This is a genomic window from Protofrankia sp. Cas8, assembly GCF_963555845.1.
In the GTDB taxonomy this organism is placed as follows: Bacteria; Actinomycetota; Actinomycetes; order Frankiales; family Frankiaceae; genus Protofrankia.
This window is the reverse complement of sequence record NZ_CAUVXI010000009.1, coordinates 25,019-49,225: the sequence shown is the minus strand read 5'-3', so window position 1 is coordinate 49,225 and position 24,207 is coordinate 25,019. Positions and strand designations below refer to the sequence as shown.

The window sequence follows — 24,207 nt, the reverse complement described above, 5'->3', positions numbered from 1 at the left end:
GGTCGACGCCGTGTTCAACTATCCGACACTAGCCGAGTCCTACAAGGTGGCCGCATTGGACGCGATGAACAAGATGCGCGCCATCGCCCGCTTCAGCGGCTGACGCGCGCCCACCCGGATCGGGCGCTGTGGACGCGCAGCTTGTCCCCCAGGATGCCGGGGAGTTCCTCGAGGAGTATCCATCGGTGATCGGAGATCTCCCCTGAAGGTAGACACACCGTTACATCTGGAACATGTAGGACAAAACGAACATCATAGTGTATATGGGCAGGTTCATCCCAGGCGCTGTCCGCCGGGATGATGTGCGCCTCAATATCCACCGGTCGGGCGGTGTCCGGAATCACAACGTTCGTGGCGATTCCGGTCTCCCGGGCAAGCTGACGCAGTGCTGTGCCGAACAGGGACCGATCGACTGCCTCGACATGCCCCCCGGGAAGCAGCCAGCGGGCCAGGCGCCGATGGTGGATATGCAACACCCGCCAGTCGGATGTGACCACGACCGCACGGCACGTGACATGCCCCGGCATCGTAGCGCGATCGGTCACCGAACTCGGCCCGGCCATCGCGGCCAGCACCAAGGGGCCCACCGTCTCAAGTTCGCCCGGGTTTTCCTCAAGGTAGTTGAGAACCACCCCGGCGACCGCATTGTTGCTCACTGCCACGGCACATCACAGTACCGGCGAGAAGCCGCTCCGGGATGACTGGGGGCGTGTCGGACGCTGCCGTTTCCATCATGTTCACGAGGTCCACCGCGGCTACCGGGCCCGAATGGAGCTGGCACATCCCAGCGACCGCACGCGTTTACCCATGAAGCTGCCCGGTGTGAAACGACTCCGGGAGTCGCACCCGGCGCTCCCGTGTCGCCAGACCGACAGGATCCCGTCCGTGTTCCGGGCCTGGGGACTGGGGACTGGGGACTGGGGACTGGGGACTGGGGGGCCTTCGGCGCTGACAGCCCGACGACAACCGGGGCGATCTGTCGGATGTGCCGCCTATGGTGTGGTGACCGGCACCAGTGGTGCAAGCCACACTGGTCCGGCCGGCGGATCCAGGTGACCGGGGGCGGTCACGCATCGCGTGTCTACGTCCCCGGGTCCATGAAGGGGGAGATCAGGTTGGGCGCTCGCGAGGGTCTGGCAGGTTCGGCCCGATCCGGCCGGTACCGGATGGCGGCGGCAGCCGCGGGCGCAGGCCTGGCCCTGCTGCTTCTCGGGGCATGTGATGGATCCTCGAATGTCGGCGGGACAACATCGTCGGCAGGCTCCTCAACCGGGGCGAACTCGTTGCCGACAAGCTTGCCGACAAGCTTGCCGACGGCCTTTCCGACATCGCTGCCCGGTGGCCAGCATGTGACCGACGGGGCCGATGCCCTCAAGGAGCCGAACGTACCGGCCGGCTTCCCGATCCCGCCGGGCGCCAAGGTCAATGGCGGCACGGCCGGCACCAGCCAGTCCACCGTGGCCTTGACCGGTGTGTCCGACACGGCGGTGGCGAAGTTCTACCGCACGGCGCTGCCAGCGGCCGGTTACACCATCACCAGCGACAACCAGATTCCCGGCCTGGCCACGGCCATGGGATTCAGCGGTCACGGCGTGACCGGCACCATCGACGCGGCCGGCGTCGGCTCGGCCAACGGCGCGATCATCACCTTCCGTAAGGAGTAGGTGACGACTGAGGTACGAGAGACGGAGCCGAGACTGCTCGGCTCACGGCACCTGGCCGCATCCGGCAGGCCTGCACCCAGGAGGCCTGCACCCAGGAGGCCTGCACCCGCAACTGTTTGACTTGGCGCCGACACCAGGGCAGATTACGTTATAGTCGAAATTGGGCTATAAATTGCTAAATGGTGGCCGATGTTGGTTGACCACCGAGCGGCTGACGCCGTGCCGCGACGACCCGCGGCCGGCTCCGCTCGGTGGGTCCTCCAGCTGACTCCAGCGTTACTGGACATCGTCGGAGCACGCCGGATGACTGACCCCGCCAGGCACCGCAGGTACCGCTCCCCGCTTCGCACCGAGCAGGCTCGTCAGACCCGGCTACGCATCCTGGAAGCGGCCAGAGAGCTCTTCCGTGCGCAGGGCTACGCACCAACGACGATCAGCACAATCAGCAAGGCGGCCGGTGTCGCACCCGACACCGTTTATGACGCCTTCCGGTCCAAGCGTGGGCTGCTCAAGGAACTGCTGGGCCTCAGCGGCACGCAACATGCGGATGACATCCGGGATCACGCGATGCCGGGCCGGGTGGAACCGCCCGCGATCCGCCAGGAAACCGATCAACGACGGCAGATCGCGATGTTCGCCGCGGACGCCTCCCACCAGCTCGAACGTCTGCGGCCCCTCGATGACATCCTGCGCGGTGCGGCCGCCACCGACCGTGAAATGGCGGCTTTCCGGGAGAACCAGCAGCTCGGTCAGCGGCGGCAGACGATGACGACCGTGGCACTCTGGATCTCTGAACACGGACCCCTGCGTGACGGGATGCCGGTCGATCAGGCAGCCGCGGTGATCTGGACGCTCACCGCGCCGGAGGTTCACCACATGCTGCGCGTGATCTGGCAGTGGACCGCGGAACAGTACGAGACCTGGCTGGGCCGGACGCTCACGGACACGCTGCTTCCCCGATCACTGTAGAACGCTGGGGCACACAGGAAACGCACAGATGACACCCACCGTGCTCGGCGACCTGCGCACCCATCTCGCCGTGCACGGCCCGTTGCCCTATCGCGGCAGCCAGCGGTAAGGACACGTTGCTCCTGCGCACATCACCACATCTTGTGCTCGACGGCATCCAACTGGCCGCCGAGGCCGTCAACGCGACGCAGGCGTTTCTGTGCACGCATCATGATCACATGGCCGGCCGGACCGACACGCCGTACAGGCAGCTGCATGCCGCCCTGGACGAGCGCGCCACCGCCGGCGTCGACCGGATCCCGGTAGGGCTGTTCCCCGTCCCCCCGAGGTTTCTCGCCGGTGAGGCGACCGCCCTGGTCAACACGATCAACGGCGGGGAAGCCATCCCCCGGTTCACCCCGCCGGCGAGTGTCCGACGCCGGCGCCGGCGCTGCTCCCGGCCGGCGAACCGTGACCGGCGGTTCAGGCGGCAGGCGACGGCGGGCCCGCGCCGGAAACCGCAACCCTGGCGAGGCGGCGGGCCAACCCGGTGATGAACAACCTCGCGCCGAGGGCCACCACGGCGCCCGTGCCGGGCACCAGCGGAACAAAACTACCCTGCCAGATGATCTGGGTACCACCGCTGTCCAACGGAGACAGATCAACCGTCCCGAGGTAGTCCCGGGCCGGCAGCCCCCAATGAATCCGGTAGGCGTGCCGGTGACCCGGCACGTACTCGACGATCTCCTCCCGGGCGTACAGCGGCGGCCGACCGAGCCGACGCACCGCGCCCACGCCACCCGGCGCGGGCGTACCCTCCCGCTCCCACCAGGACCGCGACACGAGCGGACCCGCCCACCGCGACCAGCCCGCGCCGTCCGCCAGCAGATCGAACACCGCCGACGGCGACGCCGCCGACGTCTGGGTCACCATGAACACACGGCGCCGACCGCTCATGACCCGTCCACGGCTGGTTGCCGCACTGGTACTCCGCGGCCGATTTCGATCACCGGGGTCAGCGGCACCAATATCGATCTCATACTCTTACTCTTCATCAACTGCGCACACAGCGCAAGAAACCACGCGGGTCTGGCACGGATGACCCATCGACAAGGCGTCGGTACCCGTGCATCTCAGTGGTCGGCGGTCGACGCTCCCGTGTGACACCGACCGGCCCACGGCCCAGACGAGACGAGACGATCGACAGCACTTGGTACCATTTCAGTACTGAACTGGTACCGTCAAGGGCATGGCCATGAATCTCCGGCTCAACGCAGACACCGAGATCGCGCTACGCGCATGCGCCGAACAGACCGGCCGATCCCAGCAGGAAATCGTACGGGATGCAGTAGATCGATACCTCAACGCCGCGAACGTCGAGCGCCACCTACCACGTGACCGGCGGATCGATTCCGGCACGCTGCTCCCGCCTCGCACGCCGTACCGTCGAACGACGCCGACCCTGACCGTTCCGGACGGCACGACAACTCTCGATCTACTCGATCGCAGCGACCGAATCTGATGCGCGTATACGTCGACAGTAGTGCTCTGATCAAGCGAGTTGCGATCGAAGCGGAATCCACCACGCTGGTGGCGACACTCGACCGTTATTACGCGGACCGAGACTTACTGATCTCATCTTCGCTGGCATGGATCGAGGTCACCCGGGCTCTTCATGCACGGGCACTGTCGCCCTTCGCAACCGCGACCGTTCACGCGGCCGCCGCGATGTCAGGCATTGCCGAACACCCCATCTCGCCGGAGGTCGTCAGCCTTGCGCGTCGAATTCGGCCACCGGTTCTCAGGTCGCTCGACGCGATCCACCTCGCGTCCGCGCTGTTGGTCGACGCGGATCACATGGTGACCTATGACGCCCAGCTCGCGGCTGCCTGCACGGAGAATAGTCTGGTCGTCACGTCCCCGGGACGGGCCTGACCACGGTCACCTACAGCCGCGCTTCGCCACCGGATCGGCGGCACGCCAGCTGGCGGAGAACCGATGCCTCAGCCGGCGTCGGCCCCTGCCACGCCGACCGGGCACGACTGGCCGGTGCCCACGAGCATCCGCCTATGTGACCCCTGCACCACGACAGTGGAGTCCCGCGTGCCCCCCGGGGGCGCTGGTCTGCAGCCACGAACGCGCCCGGTGGTTGGCCGTGGTAGACCACACACAGACGGGCAGCCGTAGCTCACCCCGCGCGGTTCTTGTAAGTGCTGGCATGTGCGGGCATGCTTTGAAGGGCACTGTGAAGCAGTCATCGAAGGACCTGGACTGACTCCGGAGAGGCGAAGCGGGAAGTGACGCAACCCAGCGCTTGGCCGTACCCCGAGCCGTACGAATGGGTCGATGCGCCAGACCCCGCCACGCAGCAGGCGATCGACGAAGCGTACGAGGACCTCGCCGCGGGACGATCGGTCATCTGTACCAGTGATGCCGCGTTCGACGCACTCCTGCACGAGCTGTCCACATCCCCGCGGTCGAAGGCAAGCTGACCCCTCGCAGGAGCGCTCACTCTTCGTCCTACTGTTGTGACCGTGCCCACATACGAGCCGGTTGCCCGCTTCCTCGCGGAGTTCCATCGGCTCTCCCCCGCGCACCAGACCGCCTTCCTGCGCGCTGTCGGGCTGTTCCGTGAGGGACTGGAGTCGGGCTCGTTCCATCCGAAGCTGCGGGTGAAGGGTTACAAAAGTCCGAGTCCGGGATGTTCGAGATGACGTGGGCGCCCGACGGCCGGGCACTGTGGCGGTACGGCGACCCGATCCCGGGTAAGCCTGGCCCGCACATCATCTGGTTGCGGATCGGCACCCACGACATCTTCGAACGGTAGAGGCGTCGCGGACTGCGATCAACCGGCGTCGGCCCCTGCCACGCCGACCGGGCACGACTGGCCGGTGCCACTCAACCCGCAGTAGCCGTTGGGGACCTTGTGCAGGTACTGCTGGTGGTACTCCTCAGCGAAGTAGAACGGACCGGCCGGGGCGATCTCGGTGGTGATCGGGCCGAAACCGGCCTTGTCCAGGACTGCCTGGAAGGCGTCCCGGCTACGCTGCGCCGCAGCACCCTGCTCGTCGGAGAACGTGTAGATCGCCGAACGGTACTGGGTGCCGACGTCGTTACCCTGGCGCATCCCCTGGGTCGGGTCGTGCGCCTCCCAGAAGACCTTCAGCAGGTCCTCGAAGCTCACCACCGCCGGGTCGAACACGACCGCAACAGCCTCGGTGTGCCCGGTCAGGCCTGAACACGTCTCCTCGTACGTCGGGTTCGGGGTGATTCCGCCCGCGTACCCGACCGCGGTCGAGTACACCCCGGGGATCTGCCAGAACGTCCGCTCCGCACCCCAGAAACAGCCGAGCCCGAACACCACGGTCGCGAAACCCGTGGGGACGGGACCCCGCAACGGTGTGCCGAGGACCGCGTGCCGATCCGGTATCGCAAAAGACGCTTCCGCACGGCCGGGCAGTGCCTGCGCGGCCGTGGGCAGCGTCGGCTTGTGGCGAGCGAAGAGCATGTCGAGCACCTCCGGGACCCCTGAAAGCCTGTCCATGTCGTCAACCACGGCCATCCCCGGTACGTTCCCCGACTACCGCAGTTGACCACTACCGCGGTTGACGACTGACGCGGTTGACGACTGACGCCGTCCACGCCGGACCCGGGCAGCCTGACTGCCGGGTCCGGCGTCCACGCCGCCGTCTGGCGGGCTACAGGACGAGGTCCTCCAACATCGTCGTGACCAGTGCGGCGATCGGCGAACGCTCCGAACGGGTGAGGGTGACATGCGCGAACAGCGGATGCCCCTTGAGGGTCTCGATCACGGAGGCAACTCCGTCATGCCGACCAACCCGCAAGTTGTCACGCTGAGCGACGTCATGCGTGAGGACCACCCGCGATCCCTGGCCCAACCTCGACAGCACGGTAAGCAGCACCCCGCGCTCGAGCGACTGCGCTTCGTCCACGATGACGAACGCGTCGTGCAGCGACCGGCCACGGATGTGGGTGAGCGGGAGCACCTCCAGCATCCCGCGATCGGCGATCTCTTCGATGACGTCCTGGGAGACCAGCGCGCCGAGGGTGTCGAAGACGGCCTGTGCCCAAGGCGCCATCTTCTCGTTCTCGCTGCCCGGCAGATAGCCGAGGTCCTGACCGCCGACGGCGTACAACGGCCGGAACACCACGACCCGACGATGCAGCCCCCGTTCCATCACCGCCTCGAGCCCTGCGCACAGCGCCAGCGCGGACTTTCCGGTACCGGCCCGCCCACCGAGAGAGATGATCCCGATGTCGGGATCGAGGAGCAGATCCAGCGCGACGCGTTGCTCCGCGGAGCGTCCGTGCAGGCCGAAGGCCTCCCGGTCACCCCGGACGAGGCGCACCTTCTTGTCCGGGGTGACCCGTCCAAGAGCCGACGCACTGCCGCCGGAAGCGGTGAGGACCAGACCGGTGTGGCAGGGCAGCCCGGTCGCCTCGGTGATCTCAACAGTCTCCCGAGCGTAGAGCCGATCAAGATCCTCCTGGGAGACTGCGAGCTCGGCCATGCCGCTCCAGCCCGAATCCACCGGACTCTGCGCCCGGTACTCCTCGGCGGCAAGCCCCACCGCGGACGCCTTCACGCGCAGCGGCAGATCTTTCGTGACGAGAACAACGTCGTTGCCCTCCCGAGCCAGGTTGAGCGCGACAGCCAGAATGCGCGAGTCATTGTCATCCACCCGAAACCCCGGTGGGAGCACCGAGGGGTCGCTGTGGTTTAGTTCAACCCGCAAGGTTCCACCGTCGTCCAACGGCAACGGTTGATCCAGCCGACCATGGCGGATTCGGAGGTCGTCAAGGAGACGAAGGGCTTCACGGGCGAACCAACCCAGTTCCGGGTGGTGCCGCTTACCTTCCAACTCCCCTACGACAACCAGAGGAAGCACAACATTGTGCTCCGCAAAGCGCAGCAGCGCACCAGGATCGGACAAGAGCACGCTTGTGTCGACGACATGCGTTCGTGGCACACGCCCACCCGCTTACTCGGAGGAAGTCCGGGACAGGGCCCCACAGGAGGCCGGGTCCCGGCCTCCTGACGTTGTCGCGAATGCGGCACCGAGGGGCCTCCCGAGTGGTCCAGCCCAGTGCCGGACCACAACTTGAGCCAACTGGATCCATCCCGACGGATCGCCGTTCGGTAACGTCCGTCAGTGGAACCCAGGCTCACACGTTAGCTCCCCCGCCTGGAAAGCGCGACCATCTTCGCACAACACGCTCGGCAACAGTCACCGGCCATAAGGTGATGGCGCACGAAACCGCCTGCGCCCCAGACAGAACAGGTTGATCGTCTAATCCGATCGAACGGTCTTGGACAACGATGTGGTCCGCTGTTCAGATGACGGCCACCACCACAGCGGACGGCGGGTGCCCGATCGCGGGTGCGTCGCCGCCGCGACCCGAACGTACGTCGTCGCCGTCGCGACCCGAACGTACGTCGTCGCCGCGACCCGAACGACGACGGTCGGACCTGCGTCCGTGGTACATACCGGACACTGATCCGACCGTCATCCGCCGCATGCAGCATGACCGCCGAGACGATCAGCCATGATCATAAAAAGTCGTCACGAAGGTGGCGGTGCCCACGGCGTGGCAATGGCCACCACGACATCCTGTCAAAGAGCTGCGCAGCCGGTCCGCGGCCCGTCGTCAGTCCTTGAGTCGGGCGACCAATGCCTCCTGTTCGGCCCACAGCTCGACCGGCAGCCCGTCCCCAAAGGTCTGATAGTGATCGGGGATCAGCTCCGCCTCCCGCTTCCAGACCTCGGTGTCGAGGGTGAGCAGCTCGGCGAGCTCCTCCGGCGCGACGTCTAGCCCATCGGTGGGCAGGGCCTGCGCCGTGGGCAGGACGCCCAGCGGTGTCTCCACCCCGTCCGCCTGCCCTTCGAGCCGCCCGACGATCCAGGCCAGAACCCGGCTGTTCTCGCCATAGCCCGGCCACATGAACCGGCCCTGCGCGTTCTTCCGGAACCAGTTGACATAGTAGATCCGCGGTAGCTTCGCCTGGTCGGCCTTGCGACCCATCGCCAACCAGTGCGCGAAGTAGTCGGCCATGTTGTAGCCACAGAACGGCAGCATCGCGAACGGGTCGCGCCGCAGCTTACCGATCGCTCCGGCCTGCGCCGCGGTCGTCTCGGACGCCACGATCGAACCGAAGAACACCCCGCGCTGCCACGTCGGCGCCTCGGTCACCAGCGGGACCGCGGTCGCCCGACGTCCACCGAACAGGATGGCCGAGATCGGGACACCCTTCGGGTCCTCCCACTCCGCCGCGATCGTCGGGCACTGGCTGGCGGGCACCGTGAAGCGGGCGTTGGGGTGAGCGGCCGGTTCGGTGGCCTCCGGCGTCCAGTCGCGACCCAACCAGTCGATGAGGTGCGCGGGCTTGTCCCTGGTCAGCCCCTCCCACCAGACGTCACCGTCGTCGGTGCGGGCGACGTTGGTGAAGACCGTGTTGCCCCACAGCGTCTCGATGGCGTTCGGGTTGGTATCGACGCCTGTGCCCGGTGCCACGCCGAAGAAGCCAGCCTCAGGGTTCACCGCGTACAGCCGGCCGTCATCCCCGAAGCGCATCCAGGCGATGTCGTCACCGACGGTCTCCGCCTTCCAGCCCGGCAACGTCGGAATGATCATCGCGAGGTTGGTCTTGCCGCAGGCCGACGGGAAGGCCGCCGCGACGAAGTGGACCTTGCCCGCCGGTGAGGTCAACTTGAGAATCAGCATGTGCTCGGCCAGCCAGCCCTCATCGCGGGCCATTACCGAGGCAATCCGCAGTGCATAGCACTTCTTGCCCAACAGGGCGTTCCCGCCGTAACCGGACCCGAACGACCAGATCTCCCGGGTCTCGGGGAAATGCGTGATGTACTTCGTCGAGTTGCACGGCCACGGGACATCAGCCTGACCCGGCTCGAGCGGCGCGCCCAGAGAATGCACGCATGGGACGAAGAATCCGTCCACGCCCAGCTGTTCGAGGGCGGGGGTTCCCATTCGGGTCATCGTCCGCATCGACGCGACAACATACGGCGAGTCAGTAATTTCAACGCCAAGAGCGGAAATCCGCGAGCCTAGCGGGCCCATACAGAAGGGCACGACATACATCGTGCGCCCGCGCATACTGCCCGCAAACAGGACATGCAGCTTCGCCCTCATCTCAGCCGGATCGAGCCAGTTGTTGGTCGGCCCGGCATCCGCACGGTCACGGGAGCAGATGTATGTGCGGTCCTCAACCCTGGCAACGTCTGTGGGATCGGAAGCCGCGAAAAAACTACCTGGCCGCTTCTCGTCGTCCAGCGGCACAAAAGTACCCTTGTCGACCAGCAACCGCGCGAGTTCCGCGTACTCCGCATCAGAGCCGTCACACCATTGGATGCGCTCCGGTCGGGTGAGTTCGGCGATCTCGCGCACCCAGGCAATCAGCCCGGTATGCCTGGTCGGGGCAGCGTCCAGCCCCGGAATCTGCGTCGCGGTCGTCACAGCTCCCACCTCCGCTTGAGTTGAGCCCACCACGGCCTCGCCGTGCCGCCACACGTCCCCGCCATGACAGACCCACTCGTGCCCGGGATCGTGGAACGCGGAACGCATGCGTAGTGAACCCGCAACAACGTGCCGACACCCCACCGTCCACTACATAGCGGGTCCACCACGGCTCGGGTGATTCGAGGCCGGGTACAGGATCTTTTGACTCTACCGTGGGAGCTTCTGACAGTCGCGCGGTCGAACTGCCCCACAGCGAGGTAGATCCGTCACGCTCCGGAACTGAACGCGGTGCGCGACATTGGCGGTGGGTAGTAAGGAGAGTGGTCGCAAGATACGGTAACCAGGTGACCACAACGGCACCCGGACACGACTTCGGCAACCATCCCCACGACCTGGTGCGACCACGGATGCGTGGGTGGCTGCATGCCGGCGCGTTCCCGGTCAGTGTGGCACTCGGCGTAATCGCCGTGGCGCTGGCAAGCACGTTCCGCGCACGGCTGGCCGTCGGCATTTATGCGCTGAGCATCGCCCTTCTGTTCGGCACCAGCGCGCTTTACCACCGAAAAATGTGGTCGACGTCACGTTCCCGCTCGCTGATGAAGCGACTCGACCATTCAATGATCTTTGTTTTCATCGCCGGGACGTACACACCGCTGACCTTGCTGGCGCTGCCACCGAGGACCTCGCGGACCATACTCACGATCGTCTGGAGCGGCGCAGCGGTCGGGATCGGACTGCGGATGCTCTGGCTGCACTCGCCCCGCTTCCTGATGGTCCCGCTGTACATCGCCCTGGGCTGGGTGGCGGTCTTCGTCATACCGCAGCTGCTGCACACCGCGGGCGTGACAACGCTGGTTCTGATCGTCGTCGGCGGCGTCCTCTACAGCATCGGGGCGATCGTCTATGCGACCCGACGACCGAACCCGGCCCCGGAGACGTTCGGGTACCACGAGGTTTTCCATGCGTTCACGATCGTCGCGGCGGCGTGCCATTACATCGCCGTCATCTTCGCCATCTATGCGACCTGACCGGGTAATCAGGTGATCAGGAAATTGCCGGCGCCGGTCGCCGGCAGGGCAACTCCATAGCCAAGGGGACACAAACCCGGGGCGAAACCAAACCACGAGGCTTGTCCGGGGGCGCCGTCGCAACAATCGACGGCGCCCCCGGACGCGCCGGTGAAAATTACCCGCTGCCGGATGTCGGCCGGATTCTCACAGTTCAGGCCCGTCGGCGCGAACCTGCTCGACCTTCGCCATGGCCTCCCGCAAGCGGGCGAGCCACGGCTGGGCATTCTCACCGACGAGGCGGACGCACCACGCGAGCGCGTCGCTGCGGCTGCGCGCGACGCCCGAGTCGACCAGAGTGTCAAGAACATGACGTTCTGGTTGCCGAAGCCTGGTCATTACCGGAACGGACAGCGTGGTGAACAACTCGGTCGTGCCGCCGGCCGTCACCCCCCACGCGACCTTGCGCAGATAACGCTCCTCCGCCTCTTGGGCGATCGCGATCCGGGCATCCCTGGTCTGCTCGCGGAACCGCCGGATCCGACCGGACTCGGCGGCGGCCGCTGCGGCCTGATCGTCGGACTCCACCTCTGGAGCGGCAACCGTGCCCACGACAATGATCTCATCTCGATCCACCGTCACCGTGACCGGGTGGGTGAACCACTCATCGGGCAGTCGCCCCGTGAACCATGCCTGCGCATCGTCTGCGGAGGGCGCCTGCTCGCGCTCGCCCCACCGCCCGTGGCCGCGCCCGCGCGATCCTGCCATCCCGTGCCTCCTCGCCACCTGCTCTCGATGTGGGCTCCCGTACATCATGAACCTCCCGATTGATTACACACTTACAGTTGATACAGATGCAACGGTAGTCAGACATCAGACATTCCACGGTGGCGCTGGGGCGAGCGTGACGCCCAGTTGCTCACGCACGGCGTCGGCCGTGGTCGCGGGCCGCTCACACACGAAGCCTCGACACACGTAGACCCCGGCGGAGCCCCGTCCGCGCGTCAACGGTCCGGACGTCACCACGACCGCACCCGGCGCGGTGGCGAGCCGGGCCAGTCGTTCCAGATCCGGCCGGTCAACGACGGCCACCTCGGCCGGTCCGGCAAGCGATGCCTCGGCGACCGCACCGGCCCAGCCGGCAAAGGACGCGCTGAGGCCGAGCATCGGGGTGAGAACCTCCAGCGCCCGGTCGGACGCTTCGCGATGGTCGCGTGAACCTGTCAGCGCCGCATAGGTCAGCAGCGCGCCGGCGACCGCAGCCTGACCGGACGGCGTCGGCGAGTCCGCGGGGTCCCGCGGCCGGCGCAACAGCCGCTCGGCGTCATCGGCGGTGTCGTGGAAGCCACCGTCAGGCGCAGCGAAGTGCGCACGCACTACCTCGAGCAGGTCGCCCGCCCACGCCAGCCATCGCTCGTCGCCGGTGACCTGATGCAGGACGAGCAGGCCCTCGGCGACGTCCCCGTAGTCCTCCAGCACCCCGGCGTTCGTTCCGACCCGGCCGTGCCGACTGGTCCGCCGCAGCCGACCGTCCACCCAGTGGACGTCGAACAGCAGCGTGGCCGCCTCGACAGCCGCGGTCACCCAGGCCGGCTCCGCCAGCAGCGCGCCGGCCTCGGCCAGCGCGGCGATCGCCAGACCGTTCCAGGCGGCGACAATCTTGTCGTCACGGCCCGGCTGGGGCCGGCGCGCCCGGGCCGCCGCGAGTCGGGCCCGCACCCGGTCGAACCTCGAATGATCATCCGCGTCCACGGCCAACGCAAGAACGGACGCCCCGTGCTCGAACGTCCCTGCCACGGTGACGCCGAACAGATCCGCGGCCCAGCCGCCGTCCTGCGGGCCGAGGATGTCGACAAGCTCACCCGGCGTCCAGACATAGGTGGCACCCTCCACACCGTGCGCACCCTCCACACCGTGCGCACCGTGCGCACCGTCGACTCCCTGACCGGCGGGCAGGACGGTGTCGGCGTCCAGGGCGGAGGCGAACCCGCCTTGCGCGGTCCGCAGATCACTCAGCAGGAACGATGCGGTCTCCCGGGTGACCCGCTGTGCCAGGGCCGATCCGGTCGCCCGCCACAGATGCAGATACACCCGCAGCAGCTGGGCGTTGTCGTAGAGCATCTTCTCGAAGTGCGGGACGGTCCAGGTGGCGTCCACGCTGTAGCGGGCGAAGCCGCCCGCAAGCTGGTCGTAGATCCCGCCGCGAGCCATCCGCTCGCACGTGGACACGACCATGCGCAGACTCGCGCCGTCCCCGGTGCGCGCCCAGTGCCGCAGCAACATCTCCAACAGCGCGGACGGCGGAAACTTCGGTGCCGTCCCGAAACCGCCGTTGGCCTGGTCGAACGTGCGCCCGGCCTGTTCGACCGCGGCCGCCAGGAGCTCAGCCGTGAGCGTCGCCGGCGGCCCGCCTGCGGCGTCGGCCGCTGCGGAGATCTGGCGCACGATGTCCGCGCCGGACGCGGTCACCTCGTCCCGGCGCGTCCGCCAGGCGCTTGCCACCGCCTCCAGCAGCTGGCGGAACGATCCCATCCCCGCTCTCGGCGTCGGCGGGAAGTAGGTACCGGCGTAAAACGGCTCGCCCGCCGGGGTGAGGAAGACGGTCATCGGCCAACCGCCGTGGCCGGTGAGGGCGACGGTGACGTCCATGTAGACGGCGTCGACATCCGGCCGCTCCTCGCGGTCAACCTTGATGTTGACAAAGTGCTCGTTCATGACCGCCGCGGTGGTGGCATCCTCGAACGACTCGTGCGCCATGACATGACACCAGTGGCACGCCGCGTATCCCACGGACAGCAGGACCGGTACACCACGCTCGGTGGCCTCGGTGAACGCATCCGCGCCCCACGGCCACCAGTCGACCGGGTTGTCCGCGTGCTGGAGCAGGTACGGTGAGGTCTGGTCGGCAAGACGGTTCGGCATGTGGCCAGCATTCCCGTTGCCGGGGAAGTTTGGCCGGCTCCCAGACATTGAACCCTTTGTGGTGTATGCCCACCGGATGCTGTTCCGTGACGCCCGCAGCCTGCTCTCGCGGTCGCAGTCGCCGTTGCGGTCGCCGTTGCGGTCGCCGTTGCGGTCGCAGTCGCCGTTGCGGTGGCCCACGCCGCACGCCGGGCGGGACCTGCTCCGCCAGGCATGGCATACGGCACCATTAGCGATGATCTACATCGCCATCCTGGCGGTCACGTCGGCCGTCCTCGCGGTCGCCTACGCGCTCGACCCGGAGCTGCATCGCCACATCCTGGTGACCAGGTCTACCAACCTCAGCGGGCTGCGGACCCGTCCGCTCTACGTCCTGATGGCCAGCGCCTTCTGGCTGGAGAGCTTCACCTTCTTGCGGTCGGCCACCGCGGTTGCCGCAGTCCTCGGCCCGCTGGAGCGGGCGATCGGCTCCGGACCGGCACTCGGGGTCTTCGCGGCCGGCCACGTCGGAGCAAGTCTGATCGTCGCCGGTGGGCTGGCGGCGGGTCGCGCCGTACAGCTCGTCGACGATCGGGTCAGCGATACCATTGACGTCGGCACCAGTTACGGCATGATCGCCTGTGGGACGGTGCTCGCCGCCACGCTGCCGCCGGGCTGGCGGTGGCCGCTGACCGGTGGCCTGGCTGCCGGGCTCACTCTGGACATGGCGCGTGAACCCGACTTCACCGCCGCCGGCCACCTCGTCGCGGCGGCGCTGGGCCTGCTCTGCTCCCGCCATCTCGCCCACCGCTCAGCCCTTGTCTCCAGGCGCCGGATAGGCTCGAAACAACGATCGACACCCTCCGCGTGAGCCTTTCATCGGCATCGCCGTCCTGATCAACGGTATCCCGCGGGGTCCGCGGGATGGGTCGGATCGAAACGATCTGAGGATGATGAGGCATGACCAGCAGTTCCGAGCACACCGGTAATGCGAGCACCGCAGCAGGCACCCACGGCACGATTCCAGCCAAGATCCCCCCCCTGGTGTCGGATCTGCCGTTCCGTTACGGTGCACATCTGGCGGGTGACATCGAGCGCCGCTGGCAACAGACCTGGTCCGAGCGGGGCACCTTCAACGCGCCCAATCCGCATGGTCCGCTGTCGGACGGCTTCGATCAGGTCGCCGGGCGTCCGGTGTTCTTCGTCATGGACATGTTCCCGTACCCATCCGGCAGCGGCCTACATGTCGGTCATCCGCTCGGCTACATCGGCACCGACGTGTTCGCCCGTTACCTGCGGATGACCGGCTACCACGTGCTCCACCCGTTCGGCTACGACGCCTTCGGTCTCCCGGCCGAGCAGTACGCCATCAACACCGGCCAGCACCCCCGGGTCACCACCGAGGCCAACATCGACAACATGCGGCGCCAGCTGGGACGCTTGGGGCTTGGCCACGACACCCGTCGGGAAGTGGCCACCACTGATGTCGAGTACTACCGGTGGACACAATGGATCTTCTTGAAGATCTTCAATAGCTGGTACGACGACGAGGCGGGCCGCGCGCGGCCGATCAGCGAACTGATCGCCGACTTCGAGGCCGGTACCCGGGCACCACGCGGGGACGCAAACCCACACAACCGGCCGTGGTCGGCTCTACGCACGACTGAGCGTCGACAGATCGTGGCCGGGTACCGGCTGGCGTTCATCTCCGAGCAACTGGTCAACTGGTGTCCGGGCCTGGGCACGGTGCTCGCGAATGAAGAGGTCACCGCCGAAGGACGCAGCGACGTCGGTAACTACCCGGTCTTTCGCCGCCCACTGCGCCAGTGGATGATGCGGATCACCAGCTACGCAGACCGTCTGATCGCAGACCTCGACCTGGTCGACTGGCCGGATTCGATCAAGCAGATGCAGCGCAACTGGATCGGACCGAGCGACGGCGCCACGGTCGAGTTCACCGCCGTTGGCTCAGACATCCGTATCGAGGTTTTCACAACCCGTCCGGACACCCTGGCCGGCGCGACCTTCATGGTCCTGGCACCCGAACATCCTCTCGTCGACACACTGACCGCACAGGCATGGCCGCAGGGAACCCCGATTGCGTGGACGTTCGCCGACGGGATTGACCGCGAAGCGGGCCCGGGCACCGGTGCCAGCGGCAACAGGCCGGCTCCGGAGTGGACGCCGCGAGCGGCGGTGAACGCCTACCGGGAATACGCAGCGCACCTTGGTGATCGTCAGCGCGGCACCGACGAGATCCCACGCACCGGCGTGTTCACCGGCTCCTATGTCACCAATCCGGTTACCGGCGACCCCATTGCGGTCTTCCTCGCCGACTACGTCCTGATGGGCTACGGAACCGGCGCGATCATGGCTGTTCCCGCGCATGACCAGCGCGACTTCTCCTTCGCCCGCACACTCGGCCTGCCGATCCCAGCCGTGTTGGCGCCGGACGAGGACTGGCGGGCCGAACACAACGTGCCCGCGGGTGCCGAGCCGAACACCTGGCCGGTTGCCTTCGCCGGGGACGGCGAGTACCTGCCGGCGACGGGTGTCGGGCCGCCCCTGGTCGGGCTGTCGAAGCCGGACGCGATCAAGTCGACGATCCGTTGGTTGGAGGACGTCGGTGCGGGCCGCGCGGCCCGCTCATACCGCCTGCGGGACTGGCTGTTCTCCCGGCAGCGTTACTGGGGCGAACCCTTCCCCATCGTGTTCGACGATGACGGCCTTCCGGTCGCGCTCAGTGAGGATCTCCTGCCCGTCACCCTGCCGGAGATGACCGACTTCCGGCCGAGCGCCATGGCCGATGACGACGTCAGCGACCCGGTCCCCCCACTGGCCCGGGTAGCCGACTGGGCCACTGTCACCCTCGATCTGGGTGAGGGGCCGAAAACATACCGACGCGAGACCAACACCATGCCGCAATGGGCCGGCTCGTGCTGGTACTACCTGCGTTATCTCGACCCGACGAACAGCGAACGCTTCGTCGATCCGAAGGTCGAGCGTTACTGGATGCACACGCCGGACGGCCCACCCGGCGACGGGGGTGTGGGGCTCTATGTCGGCGGTGTCGAGCACGCCGTCCTGCACCTGCTGTATGCGCGGTTCTGGCACAAGGTCCTTTACGATCTCGGGTTGGTGTCCACCAGGGAACCGTTCAAGAAACTGTTCAATCAGGGCTATATCCAAGCGGACGCGTTCACCGATGGCCGCGGCATGTACGTACCCGCCGCCGAGGTCGTCCGCACAGCAGAGGGCACACTGCGCTACAACGGTGAGCCGGTGAACCGACGCTCCGGGAAGATGGGCAAAAGCCTGAAGAACAGCGTCAGCCCGGACGCGATATATGACAGCTTCGGCGCTGACACCCTGCGGGTCTACGAGATGGCGATGGGGCCGCTGGACGCCGACCGGCCGTGGCACACCGACGACATCGTCGGCTCCCACCGCTTTCTGCAGCGACTGTGGCGCAACATCATCGACGAGGCGACCGGCGGGGCGGTCGTCTCCGATGTCACACCGGACACGGAGGCCACCCGGATGCTGCACCGCACGATCCTCGCGGTCCGGGCCGACTACACCGATCTGCGCTTCAACACCGCCGTCGCCCGCCTCATCGAGCTGACAAATTTCGTCAGCAAGCGGTACGGCGCTTCTGGCGAGCTGCCCCGTGAACTCGCCGAGGCGCTGGTCCTCATGGTCGCCCCCCTGGCTCCGCACATCGCCGAGGAGTTGTGGGCGCGGCTGGGCCACGATGGCTCGCTGGCGATGCATCCCTTCCCCGAGGCGGACGACTCGCTCGCCGTCGATCCCACGGTGACCCTGCCGGTGCAGGTCAACGGCAAGGTGCGGTTCACCGTGGATGTCCCGGTGGACGCCGACGAACAGGCGGTGCGAGACCTTGTGGCCGGCCACGACGAGTACGCGCGCCACACTGCCGACCGGACCGTGAAACGGATGATCGTGATTCCCGGCCGGATCGTCAACATCGCCCTGAACTGACCGCCGTCCTGGCTTCATGGCCACAGCTGCCACGATCACCGTCGGTCACGATGACAGGCGCCGATGACGGTCGCGTCGCGCCGCGAGCCTCGTAGCGGCGTCGCGGACCGCGACGCCTGCTAGACAGTGCGCCACAGCACCGGCGAGCCCGGCGAACCCGGCGGTCGTGCCGACGCCGGCCGGACCGCGCGCGACGACGACGTCGACCGCGCCCAGCCGGTACAGGTCATCGGCGGTGATCCGTAGCTCGCGCGCCATCTCGGCGGCATGGTCAACAGTACGGTGCATGATTGTCGATGCACCCTCGGGTGGCAGCGGAGCCAACCAGGCGTCCTCGGCCGCCACCACGGCGTCCGCCGGCAGCAGGGCCAGCGCGGCACCGCCCGCGCCCTGTCCGAGCAGCACGCTCACCGTCGGCACCGGTGTGCTCAACAGTGCCGCCAGGCAGTGCGCGATCGCCGCGGCCAGGCCGCTGCGTTCTGCCTCCTCCGAGAGTTCCGCTCCCGGCGTGTCGATTACAGTCACTATGGGTAGACGAAGATCGACAGCCCGTTGCACCGCGTGTTGCGCCGCGTGCAGAGCGCGCACCCCGATGGGCTGATGGCGCTGGGCCTCACGATCCTGCCCGATGACAACGCATGGAATGCCACGCAGCAGGGCGAGCGCCGTGACCATCGGCGTGCCGGGCACATCCGGGCCCTGGCCCAGCTCGGACGCGCCGAGAAGGGTGAGATCGCTGGTCGAGGCAGCCAGAAACGCACGTAATCCGGGACGGTCAGGCGCGCGGGTCGCCAACACCGACGCCCACGGATCCCCCGTCTGATCCGGCTCACCACGCTCGACCAGCTCGACGCCGGTCGGTTGGGCTCCCGTACCGCTCTCCGCGGTCGTCGGGCCTCGGTCCACCGCCACGACGCGCAGCACCCGCTGGACGGCTTCCCGCAGGTCAGCGGGGGCGACAACGGCGTCCACCACACCGGCCCGGCGCAGCGCCCGCGGGCTCTGCGCGTCGCGCGCAAGCGCCGTGCCCGTGAGCGCCTCAACCACCCGAGGACCGAGGAACCCGACCAATGCACCGGGTTCGGCAAAGGTGACATGGCCAAGCGATGCCCATGACGCCAGCACTCCGCCGGTCGTGGGGTGGCGCAGGTAGACGAGGTAGGGCAGGCTGGCCGCCCGGTGCCCGGCAATGGCAGCACTGATCGTCAGCATCTGCAGGAACGCGGGGGTGCCCTCCTGTATCCGGGTGCCGCCGCTCGCGGGCAGCGCGAGCAGCACCCGTTTCTCGGCGGTGGCCCGTTCGATCGCGGCCGTGGCACGCCTTGTCGCGGCCCGGCCCACGCTGCCGCCGAGAAAGTCGTACTCGCTGGCCACCACAGCGACCCGGTGGCCAGCCACCCGGCCCGCACCGGTCCGGATCGACTCGTCCCTACCGCTACGTGCGGCGGCCCGCGACAGATCCCGACCATAGGCGGCGCTCACCGTCGGCTGCTCCGGAGCGCCATCCCAACAGGTCCAGCTACCGGCATCCAGCAGCAGGTCGAGCAACTCGGCACAATTCGGATGTTTCACAGTCAGGGCCAGTCCCCCATCAGGTGTCAGCCCTACCGGACCGCGCCGCTCCCTAAATTCGGTGGCGGCGGCGCGCGGATCGGCGACCATGGTGCAGTGACATTTCCACCATCTCAGGTCCGCCCGGGCTTCATACTGCGCGAATCCGACCTGACCTGGCGATTCTCCCGGTCGAGCGGGCCTGGCGGGCAGGGGGTGAACACGTCGGACAGCCGGGTCGAGGTATCCTTTGACGTTCGCCGTTCGCCGTCGCTTCCCGAACGGCTACGCGAGCGGACACTGACGCGGCTGGAAGGTCGATTGGTCGACGGCGTCCTCACCGTGACCTCCAGCGAACATCGATCGCAGCTACGTAATCGTGAAGCTGCCCTCGCACGGTTGACGGCAACCCTGCGCACCGCGAGCGAACCCCCACCACGGGCGCGGCGCCCGACCCGTCCATCCGCCGGAGCCGTACAGCGGCGCATCACCGGCAAAAAGCAGCGGGCGCGGGTCTTGCGTCAGCGCCGCGCCGACCCCGATGATTGATCATCGCTGCTGTCGCCCCGCTCGTTGATCCACGCCCCTGTTGCCGGACGCCCTTTGGGAACGATGTGAATCTGGTGCTGTGGCAGGAGCATCAGATTCACATCGTTACGAGCGCCCGGCTGCGTCCTGGACCGGGATGTCGCTACCGGAGCCATGACCGTTGCCGGAACCATGGCCGTTGCCGGAGCCATGACCGTCGGGCTGTCCACCTCGATCTGCCGTATGCTTCCCAAAGCGTCCGCTGGCGACGTTGCCACGCAGCCGTACAAGGCTGCGCGACATCATCGTGAAGAGGCCGACAGCCGCCAGGCCCAGCAGCAGGACCACGAGGAACCCGCCAGTGCCCGCGCTGACCTCAAGTGCAAGGGTCTGTCCCGCAAGAGTCACGCCTCAACCCTACGTCGCAATCCGGCTGGGGCCCTGTGCCGGCGGGCTCCAGCCGGATGACTGACAAGGTCGAGGAGCCGCCGCGTACCCGGAGGCGTACGCAAGGCGACGAGAAACGCGGTCAGGCGCCAGCTGGAGCCCGCCGATCAGAGGTCGAACTCGTGGGGGTCCAGCCCCACCGCATAGCATGCCTCCCGAACAACCTGCTGCTCGGACTTGTCGAAGTTACCGTCAGCACCGCCGATGACGATGCCTATCTGGATCACCGCCCGTGCTTCGGCGGGCTTCTTCTTGGTCTTGCCGATGTCCTGGATCACACTGACCTTGCCGAAGTCGAAGTCGGTCGTCAACTTGGTGCAGTAGTCGTTGAACTTCTGCTGTAGCTGGTCAGCCGGAAAGTTCTGCAATACCTCGTTCGACCCGATGAGCGCGGCGACCTTACGGCGCTCGTCCGGGTCGATGCTGCCGTCGGCGGCTGCGACCAGCGCGCACATGGCCATGCTCGCGTCCCTGAAGGCACCGCTTTTAAGATCGTTTTTCTTGGCGTTCAGTTGTTGCTGCATGGTCGTCGTGGTGGTGCGCAGACGATCCCAGATCGCCATGACGTGTTCCTCTCATCCGTGCCAAATGGGCCGTGCGTTCGCATGTGCGGGCCTGGATGCCGCATTGAGACAGCATCTTGTCACCAGCAACGACCGATGGCTCGTGGCCGTGCCCGCACCCCGGGCCATTTCCCAATAATCAGAACAATCAGGACAATCAGGGCGATCGGCGGATCCCGTTGAAGAGGTCGTTCTCGGGCAGCGTCCCCACTTCGATCAGCGATCGGGCGAGTTGGTAGTCCTCAGTGGGCCACGCCTCGCGCTGGATCTTCAGCGGGATGCGGAACCACGGCCCGTTCGGGTCTACCTGGGTGGCGTGGGCCAGCAACGCACGGTCGCGGGTCTCGAAGAAGTCCTCGCACGGAACTCTGGTCGTGATCCGCCCGGCGTCACCCGCGCGGTCGACCCACTTCGCCAGATACTCGACATAGGGCGATTCACGCCCGTTCGCGAGCATGGCGTCATGCAGGGCGAGCATCCGCGCCTTGTGGAACGTCTGGTGATAATAGAGCTTGAGTGGCTGCCATGGTGACAGACCGACCTCGCGTCCTACCTCTAGGTAACGCTCCGCGTCACCCGTAGCCTCGAACGCCTCGATCGTGACCTTGTGGTTCATGATGTGATCAGGATGTGGATATCCACCGTTTTCATCATAGGTGAGCACCACCTGCGGCCGGAACTCCCGCATCAGTCGGATCAACGGTCTGGCCGCGTCAGCCAGCGGCATGAGCGCGAAGCATCCTTCCGGCAGCGGCGGCGGCGGATCACCCTCGGGCAGACCGGAGTCATGAAAACCCAGCCAGACCTGCCGGACTCCCAGAATGCGACGTGCTTCCTCCATCTCGGCCCGCCGCAGTTGCGGCAGGCGGGCGTGGACGTCCGGTCTGTCCAGATCGGGGTTCAGTACGGTGCCCGCCTCACCACCGGTGCAGGTCACCACAAGTACGTCAACGCCCTCGTGGACGTAGCGTGCCATGCTTGCCGCACCCTTGCTGGACTCATCGTCAGGGTGGGCGTGAACTGCCATGAGTCGCAGGCCATCCCCACTGGTCGCCTCGGACATGCCACCATTGTCCCCGATGCCTCCGGTGACCTCGTCCAGACAGACACGGCGCGCCGCCCTGCCGGGACGGTCGCGCGTGCTCGGCTTCCCCCTGCGCTGGCTCGACATCCCGTGGCTCGGTGGGATCAGGGTGGCACCCTGGTTCCTGCTGGCGACAGTCCTCATCATCGTGGTCGCGGCGGTCGGCGCCGGGTGGGTCCAGGGCCATCCGGACCGGCTGGACTATGCCACCCGCGCCTTCCGGATCAACGGGACGCAGGCGCAGCTGACGTTCGATGTGGAAAAGTCACCCAACGCCGTGGCACAATGCACTGTCCGCGCACGCTCCCGGGATGACCAGGTCGTCGGCCGGCGTACCGACATCGTTGTCGGTACGGCTACAGACGGCCGACGGGTCACGACCGTAAAGGTCACACTGACCACATCACGGGAGGCAAACGTGGTCGAAGTCGAGGACTGTCAGATCACCCGCCCCGGCTGACAAGCGGGCGGGGTCCTGGCACGCAACCAGGGCGCGGTCGTGTCCTGGTTCGTCGTCTACGGCAAGCAGTGACGCTTGCCTGCGCGCGGTTGCTCCGACTCAGACTGCCGACTGTTAAGCTGGGCGTTTGCCCCTGTCCCCGCCATCACTTCCAACCCCCGCCCACCGCCCTTGACTCCAACAATTTCCGCCATCGGCCGCCCTTCACGGCGAAATAACCCAACAAAGGCCCCGCGAGAGTCCCACCGAGATATAGCGGCCCCAAGCAACGTAACCGGCCAAAGGCCGCGCGATCATGGTTCTGTCGCGCGCGGCCGGCGGCCCCAGGCAACGTAACCGGCCAAAGGCCGCGCGATCATGGTTCTGTCGCGCGCGGCCGGCGGCCCCAGGCAACGTAAGGAGCGTGACGCGTGTCGCAGCAGACGTGGCTGACCCAGGAGGCGTACGACCGGCTCCGCGGGGAGCTCGACCACCTCACCGGGACCGGTCGTGTCGAGATCGCCAACAAGATCGAAGCTGCTCGCGAGGAGGGTGACCTCAAGGAGAATGGCGGCTACCACGCAGCCAAGGAAGAACAGGGCAAGATGGAGTCCCGCATCCGACAGCTCACCGACCTGCTGCGTGACGCGCGAGTCGGCGAGGCGCCGCAGTTCAACGGCGCTGCGGGTCCGGGCACCGTGGTCGAGGTCCGCTTCCCCGACGACGACGACACCGAAAAGTTCCTGATCGGATCCCGCGAGGACCACAGCACACCGCTTGAGGTGTATTCGGCACAGTCACCACTGGGTGGAGCGGTCGCCGGCCACAAGGCCGGTGACACCGTGACCTACACCCTGCCCAACGGCCGCCCGGCCCGGGTTGCGATCGTCTCGGTGGAGCCGTACCACCGCTGATCTCCTCAGAGCGACCGGCCCGGACCCGCAGCCCGGGCCGGCATACCGCAGCCGGGGTAACCGACTTCCCGAGACCTCCGGCGGCGCACAAAACATCATCGCGCCGCCTCCGGTCGGGGCAACTTCCCTGCGCCCGAGACCCCGGGGACGTACCGTCAACTAGTGCTCGATCTGTCAGGGGCCCAGGCCCCGCAGTCCCCTGAACCGACAACGCTCGGTGTCCTGCGTGGCTCAGGACACCGGCACCGGTCCGTACGCACTGAACTGCGCAACAACACCCTCGCCCGGATGGCGGGTGGCGAGAACCGGTTTCCCGGCATCGTCGGCTTCGACGACACCGTGCTCCCCCAGGTCGAGCGTGCCCTGCTAGCCGGGCACGACATCGTCTTCCTCGGGGAACGCGGGCAGGGCAAGACCCGCCTGATCCGCACCCTGGTGGGCCTGTTGGACGAGTGGACACCGGTGGTCTCCGGCTGCGAGATCAATGATCACCCTTTCACCCCGGTGTGCACCCGGTGCCGGCTGTTGGTCACCGAGTTCGGTGACGACACCCCGGTTTCGTGGAAGCACCGCTTCGAACGGTTCGGCGAAAAACTGGCCACGCCGGACACCAGCGTCGGCGATCTGATCGGCGACGTCGACCCGGTCAAGGTCGCACAGGG

General features: G+C 67.1%; 25 protein-coding genes and 1 pseudogene. 15 read left to right on the top strand and 11 right to left on the bottom strand.

Going from position 1 to position 24,207, the window contains the following annotated elements:
• Positions 1-103: hypothetical protein (locus tag U9977_RS03270; RefSeq protein ID WP_322747664.1), on the top strand; the 103-nt coding region annotated here is incomplete at its 5' end.
• Here the strand turns inward: U9977_RS03270 and U9977_RS03265 are convergent.
• Complete coding sequence (locus tag U9977_RS03265; protein WP_322747653.1) at positions 93-662, bottom strand: NUDIX hydrolase; 570 nt, start codon at positions 660-662, stop codon at positions 93-95. The genes U9977_RS03270 and U9977_RS03265 overlap by 11 nt on opposite strands.
• Positions 663-1,349: 687 nt before the next feature.
• Between U9977_RS03265 and U9977_RS03260 the strand changes: the two genes are divergently transcribed.
• The 3 genes from U9977_RS03260 (at position 1,350) to U9977_RS03250 (ending at position 3,166) form a co-directional block, all read left to right on the top strand.
• Complete coding sequence (locus U9977_RS03260) at positions 1,350-1,664, top strand: hypothetical protein (protein WP_322747652.1); 315 nt, start codon at positions 1,350-1,352, stop codon at positions 1,662-1,664.
• Between the two features lie 303 nt (positions 1,665-1,967).
• Positions 1,968-2,633 (top strand): helix-turn-helix domain-containing protein, encoded by a 666-nt coding sequence (locus U9977_RS03255; protein WP_322747651.1) that lies wholly within the window; start codon positions 1,968-1,970, stop codon positions 2,631-2,633.
• Positions 2,634-2,749: 116 nt separating this feature from the next.
• Entirely contained in the window at positions 2,750-3,166 is a 417-nt protein-coding gene (locus tag U9977_RS03250) for a hypothetical protein (protein ID WP_416210459.1), read from the top strand.
• On the opposite strand, the gene U9977_RS03245 is transcribed toward U9977_RS03250, so the two are convergent.
• The gene (locus U9977_RS03245; protein WP_322747650.1) at positions 3,096-3,569 is read right to left on the bottom strand and encodes an SRPBCC family protein; all 474 of its coding nucleotides are present in this window, start codon (positions 3,567-3,569) and stop codon (positions 3,096-3,098) included. The two genes, U9977_RS03250 and U9977_RS03245, sit on opposite strands and share 71 nt — an antisense overlap.
• A 292-nt stretch (positions 3,570-3,861) precedes the next feature.
• Here U9977_RS03245 and U9977_RS03240 point away from each other — a divergent pair, with 292 nt between their 5' ends.
• The 4 genes from U9977_RS03240 (at position 3,862) to U9977_RS03225 (ending at position 5,326) form a co-directional block, all read left to right on the top strand.
• Positions 3,862-4,134 carry a hypothetical protein gene (locus tag U9977_RS03240; RefSeq protein ID WP_322747649.1) on the top strand — a complete coding sequence of 91 codons (273 nt, stop codon included), beginning with the start codon at positions 3,862-3,864 and terminating at the stop codon, positions 4,132-4,134.
• Positions 4,134-4,547, top strand: coding sequence for a type II toxin-antitoxin system VapC family toxin (locus U9977_RS03235; RefSeq protein ID WP_322747648.1), 414 nt, complete (start codon positions 4,134-4,136; stop codon positions 4,545-4,547). The genes U9977_RS03240 and U9977_RS03235 overlap by 1 nt, the downstream gene beginning before the upstream one ends.
• A 362-nt stretch (positions 4,548-4,909) precedes the next feature.
• Positions 4,910-5,104, top strand: coding sequence for a hypothetical protein (locus U9977_RS03230; protein ID WP_322747647.1), 195 nt, complete (start codon positions 4,910-4,912; stop codon positions 5,102-5,104).
• A 42-nt stretch (positions 5,105-5,146) separates the two neighbouring features.
• A complete protein-coding gene (locus U9977_RS03225) occupies positions 5,147-5,326 on the top strand; it encodes a hypothetical protein (RefSeq protein WP_322747646.1) in 180 nt (59 codons plus the stop codon).
• 131 nt (positions 5,327-5,457) lie between these two features.
• Here U9977_RS03225 and msrA read toward each other — a convergent pair whose 3' ends face one another.
• The 3 genes from msrA to U9977_RS03210 form a co-directional block, all read right to left on the bottom strand.
• On the bottom strand, positions 5,458-6,120 hold the full coding sequence (msrA, locus tag U9977_RS03220; RefSeq protein ID WP_322747662.1) for a peptide-methionine (S)-S-oxide reductase MsrA: 663 nt from the start codon (positions 6,118-6,120) through the stop codon (positions 5,458-5,460).
• A 190-nt stretch (positions 6,121-6,310) separates the two neighbouring features.
• On the bottom strand, positions 6,311-7,603 hold the full coding sequence (locus U9977_RS03215) for a PhoH family protein (protein WP_322747645.1): 1,293 nt from the start codon (positions 7,601-7,603) through the stop codon (positions 6,311-6,313).
• A gap of 679 nt (positions 7,604-8,282) precedes the next feature.
• Positions 8,283-10,106: a phosphoenolpyruvate carboxykinase (GTP) gene (locus U9977_RS03210; protein ID WP_322747644.1), complete on the bottom strand. Its 1,824-nt coding sequence runs from the start codon at positions 10,104-10,106 to the stop codon at positions 8,283-8,285.
• 347 nt (positions 10,107-10,453) lie between these two features.
• On the opposite strand from U9977_RS03210, the gene trhA reads away from it, so the two are divergent.
• Positions 10,454-11,137 (top strand): PAQR family membrane homeostasis protein TrhA, encoded by a 684-nt coding sequence (gene trhA / locus U9977_RS03205; RefSeq protein ID WP_322747643.1) that lies wholly within the window; start codon positions 10,454-10,456, stop codon positions 11,135-11,137.
• A gap of 186 nt (positions 11,138-11,323) precedes the next feature.
• Here the strand turns inward: trhA and U9977_RS03200 are convergent, their stop codons facing one another.
• Positions 11,324-11,884, bottom strand: a complete 561-nt coding sequence (locus U9977_RS03200; RefSeq protein WP_322747642.1) for a hypothetical protein — start codon at positions 11,882-11,884, stop codon at positions 11,324-11,326.
• A 105-nt stretch (positions 11,885-11,989) separates the two neighbouring features.
• Complete coding sequence (locus U9977_RS03195; RefSeq protein WP_322747641.1) at positions 11,990-14,038, bottom strand: thioredoxin domain-containing protein; 2,049 nt, start codon at positions 14,036-14,038, stop codon at positions 11,990-11,992.
• Positions 14,039-14,096: 58 nt separating this feature from the next.
• On the opposite strand from U9977_RS03195, the gene U9977_RS03190 reads away from it, so the two are divergent.
• Together U9977_RS03190 and U9977_RS03185 are read left to right on the top strand one after the other, a co-directional pair.
• Positions 14,097-14,888: a rhomboid-like protein gene (locus U9977_RS03190; RefSeq protein ID WP_322747640.1), complete on the top strand. Its 792-nt coding sequence runs from the start codon at positions 14,097-14,099 to the stop codon at positions 14,886-14,888.
• Between the two features lie 89 nt (positions 14,889-14,977).
• On the top strand, positions 14,978-18,019 hold the full coding sequence (locus U9977_RS03185) for a leucine--tRNA ligase (RefSeq protein ID WP_322747639.1): 3,042 nt from the start codon (positions 14,978-14,980) through the stop codon (positions 18,017-18,019).
• Between the two features lie 45 nt (positions 18,020-18,064).
• On the opposite strand, the gene U9977_RS03180 is transcribed toward U9977_RS03185, so the two are convergent.
• Positions 18,065-19,681: a carboxyl transferase domain-containing protein gene (locus tag U9977_RS03180; protein ID WP_322747638.1), complete on the bottom strand. Its 1,617-nt coding sequence runs from the start codon at positions 19,679-19,681 to the stop codon at positions 18,065-18,067.
• A 6-nt stretch (positions 19,682-19,687) separates the two neighbouring features.
• On the opposite strand from U9977_RS03180, the gene arfB reads away from it, so the two are divergent.
• Positions 19,688-20,119, top strand: a complete 432-nt coding sequence (gene arfB, locus U9977_RS03175) for an alternative ribosome rescue aminoacyl-tRNA hydrolase ArfB (RefSeq protein WP_322747637.1) — start codon at positions 19,688-19,690, stop codon at positions 20,117-20,119.
• A gap of 105 nt (positions 20,120-20,224) precedes the next feature.
• On the opposite strand, the gene U9977_RS03170 is transcribed toward arfB, so the two are convergent.
• The 3 genes from U9977_RS03170 to mca form a co-directional block, all read right to left on the bottom strand.
• Positions 20,225-20,506 carry a hypothetical protein gene (locus U9977_RS03170; protein ID WP_322747636.1) on the bottom strand — a complete coding sequence of 94 codons (282 nt, stop codon included), beginning with the start codon at positions 20,504-20,506 and terminating at the stop codon, positions 20,225-20,227.
• Positions 20,507-20,652: 146 nt separating this feature from the next.
• The gene (locus U9977_RS03165) at positions 20,653-21,108 is read right to left on the bottom strand and encodes a tellurite resistance TerB family protein (RefSeq protein ID WP_322747635.1); all 456 of its coding nucleotides are present in this window, start codon (positions 21,106-21,108) and stop codon (positions 20,653-20,655) included.
• A gap of 157 nt (positions 21,109-21,265) precedes the next feature.
• Positions 21,266-22,171, bottom strand: coding sequence for a mycothiol conjugate amidase Mca (mca, locus tag U9977_RS03160; protein ID WP_322747634.1), 906 nt, complete (start codon positions 22,169-22,171; stop codon positions 21,266-21,268).
• Positions 22,172-22,196: 25 nt separating this feature from the next.
• Between mca and U9977_RS03155 the strand changes: the two genes are divergently transcribed.
• The 3 genes and pseudogenes from U9977_RS03155 to U9977_RS03145 form a co-directional block, all read left to right on the top strand.
• On the top strand, positions 22,197-22,652 hold the full coding sequence (locus tag U9977_RS03155) for a DUF4307 domain-containing protein (RefSeq protein WP_322747633.1): 456 nt from the start codon (positions 22,197-22,199) through the stop codon (positions 22,650-22,652).
• 410 nt (positions 22,653-23,062) lie between these two features.
• A complete protein-coding gene (gene greA, locus U9977_RS03150) occupies positions 23,063-23,545 on the top strand; it encodes a transcription elongation factor GreA (RefSeq protein ID WP_322747632.1) in 483 nt (160 codons plus the stop codon).
• Between the two features lie 162 nt (positions 23,546-23,707).
• Positions 23,708-24,207: pseudogene (locus tag U9977_RS03145) on the top strand (magnesium chelatase); the annotation flags it as partial.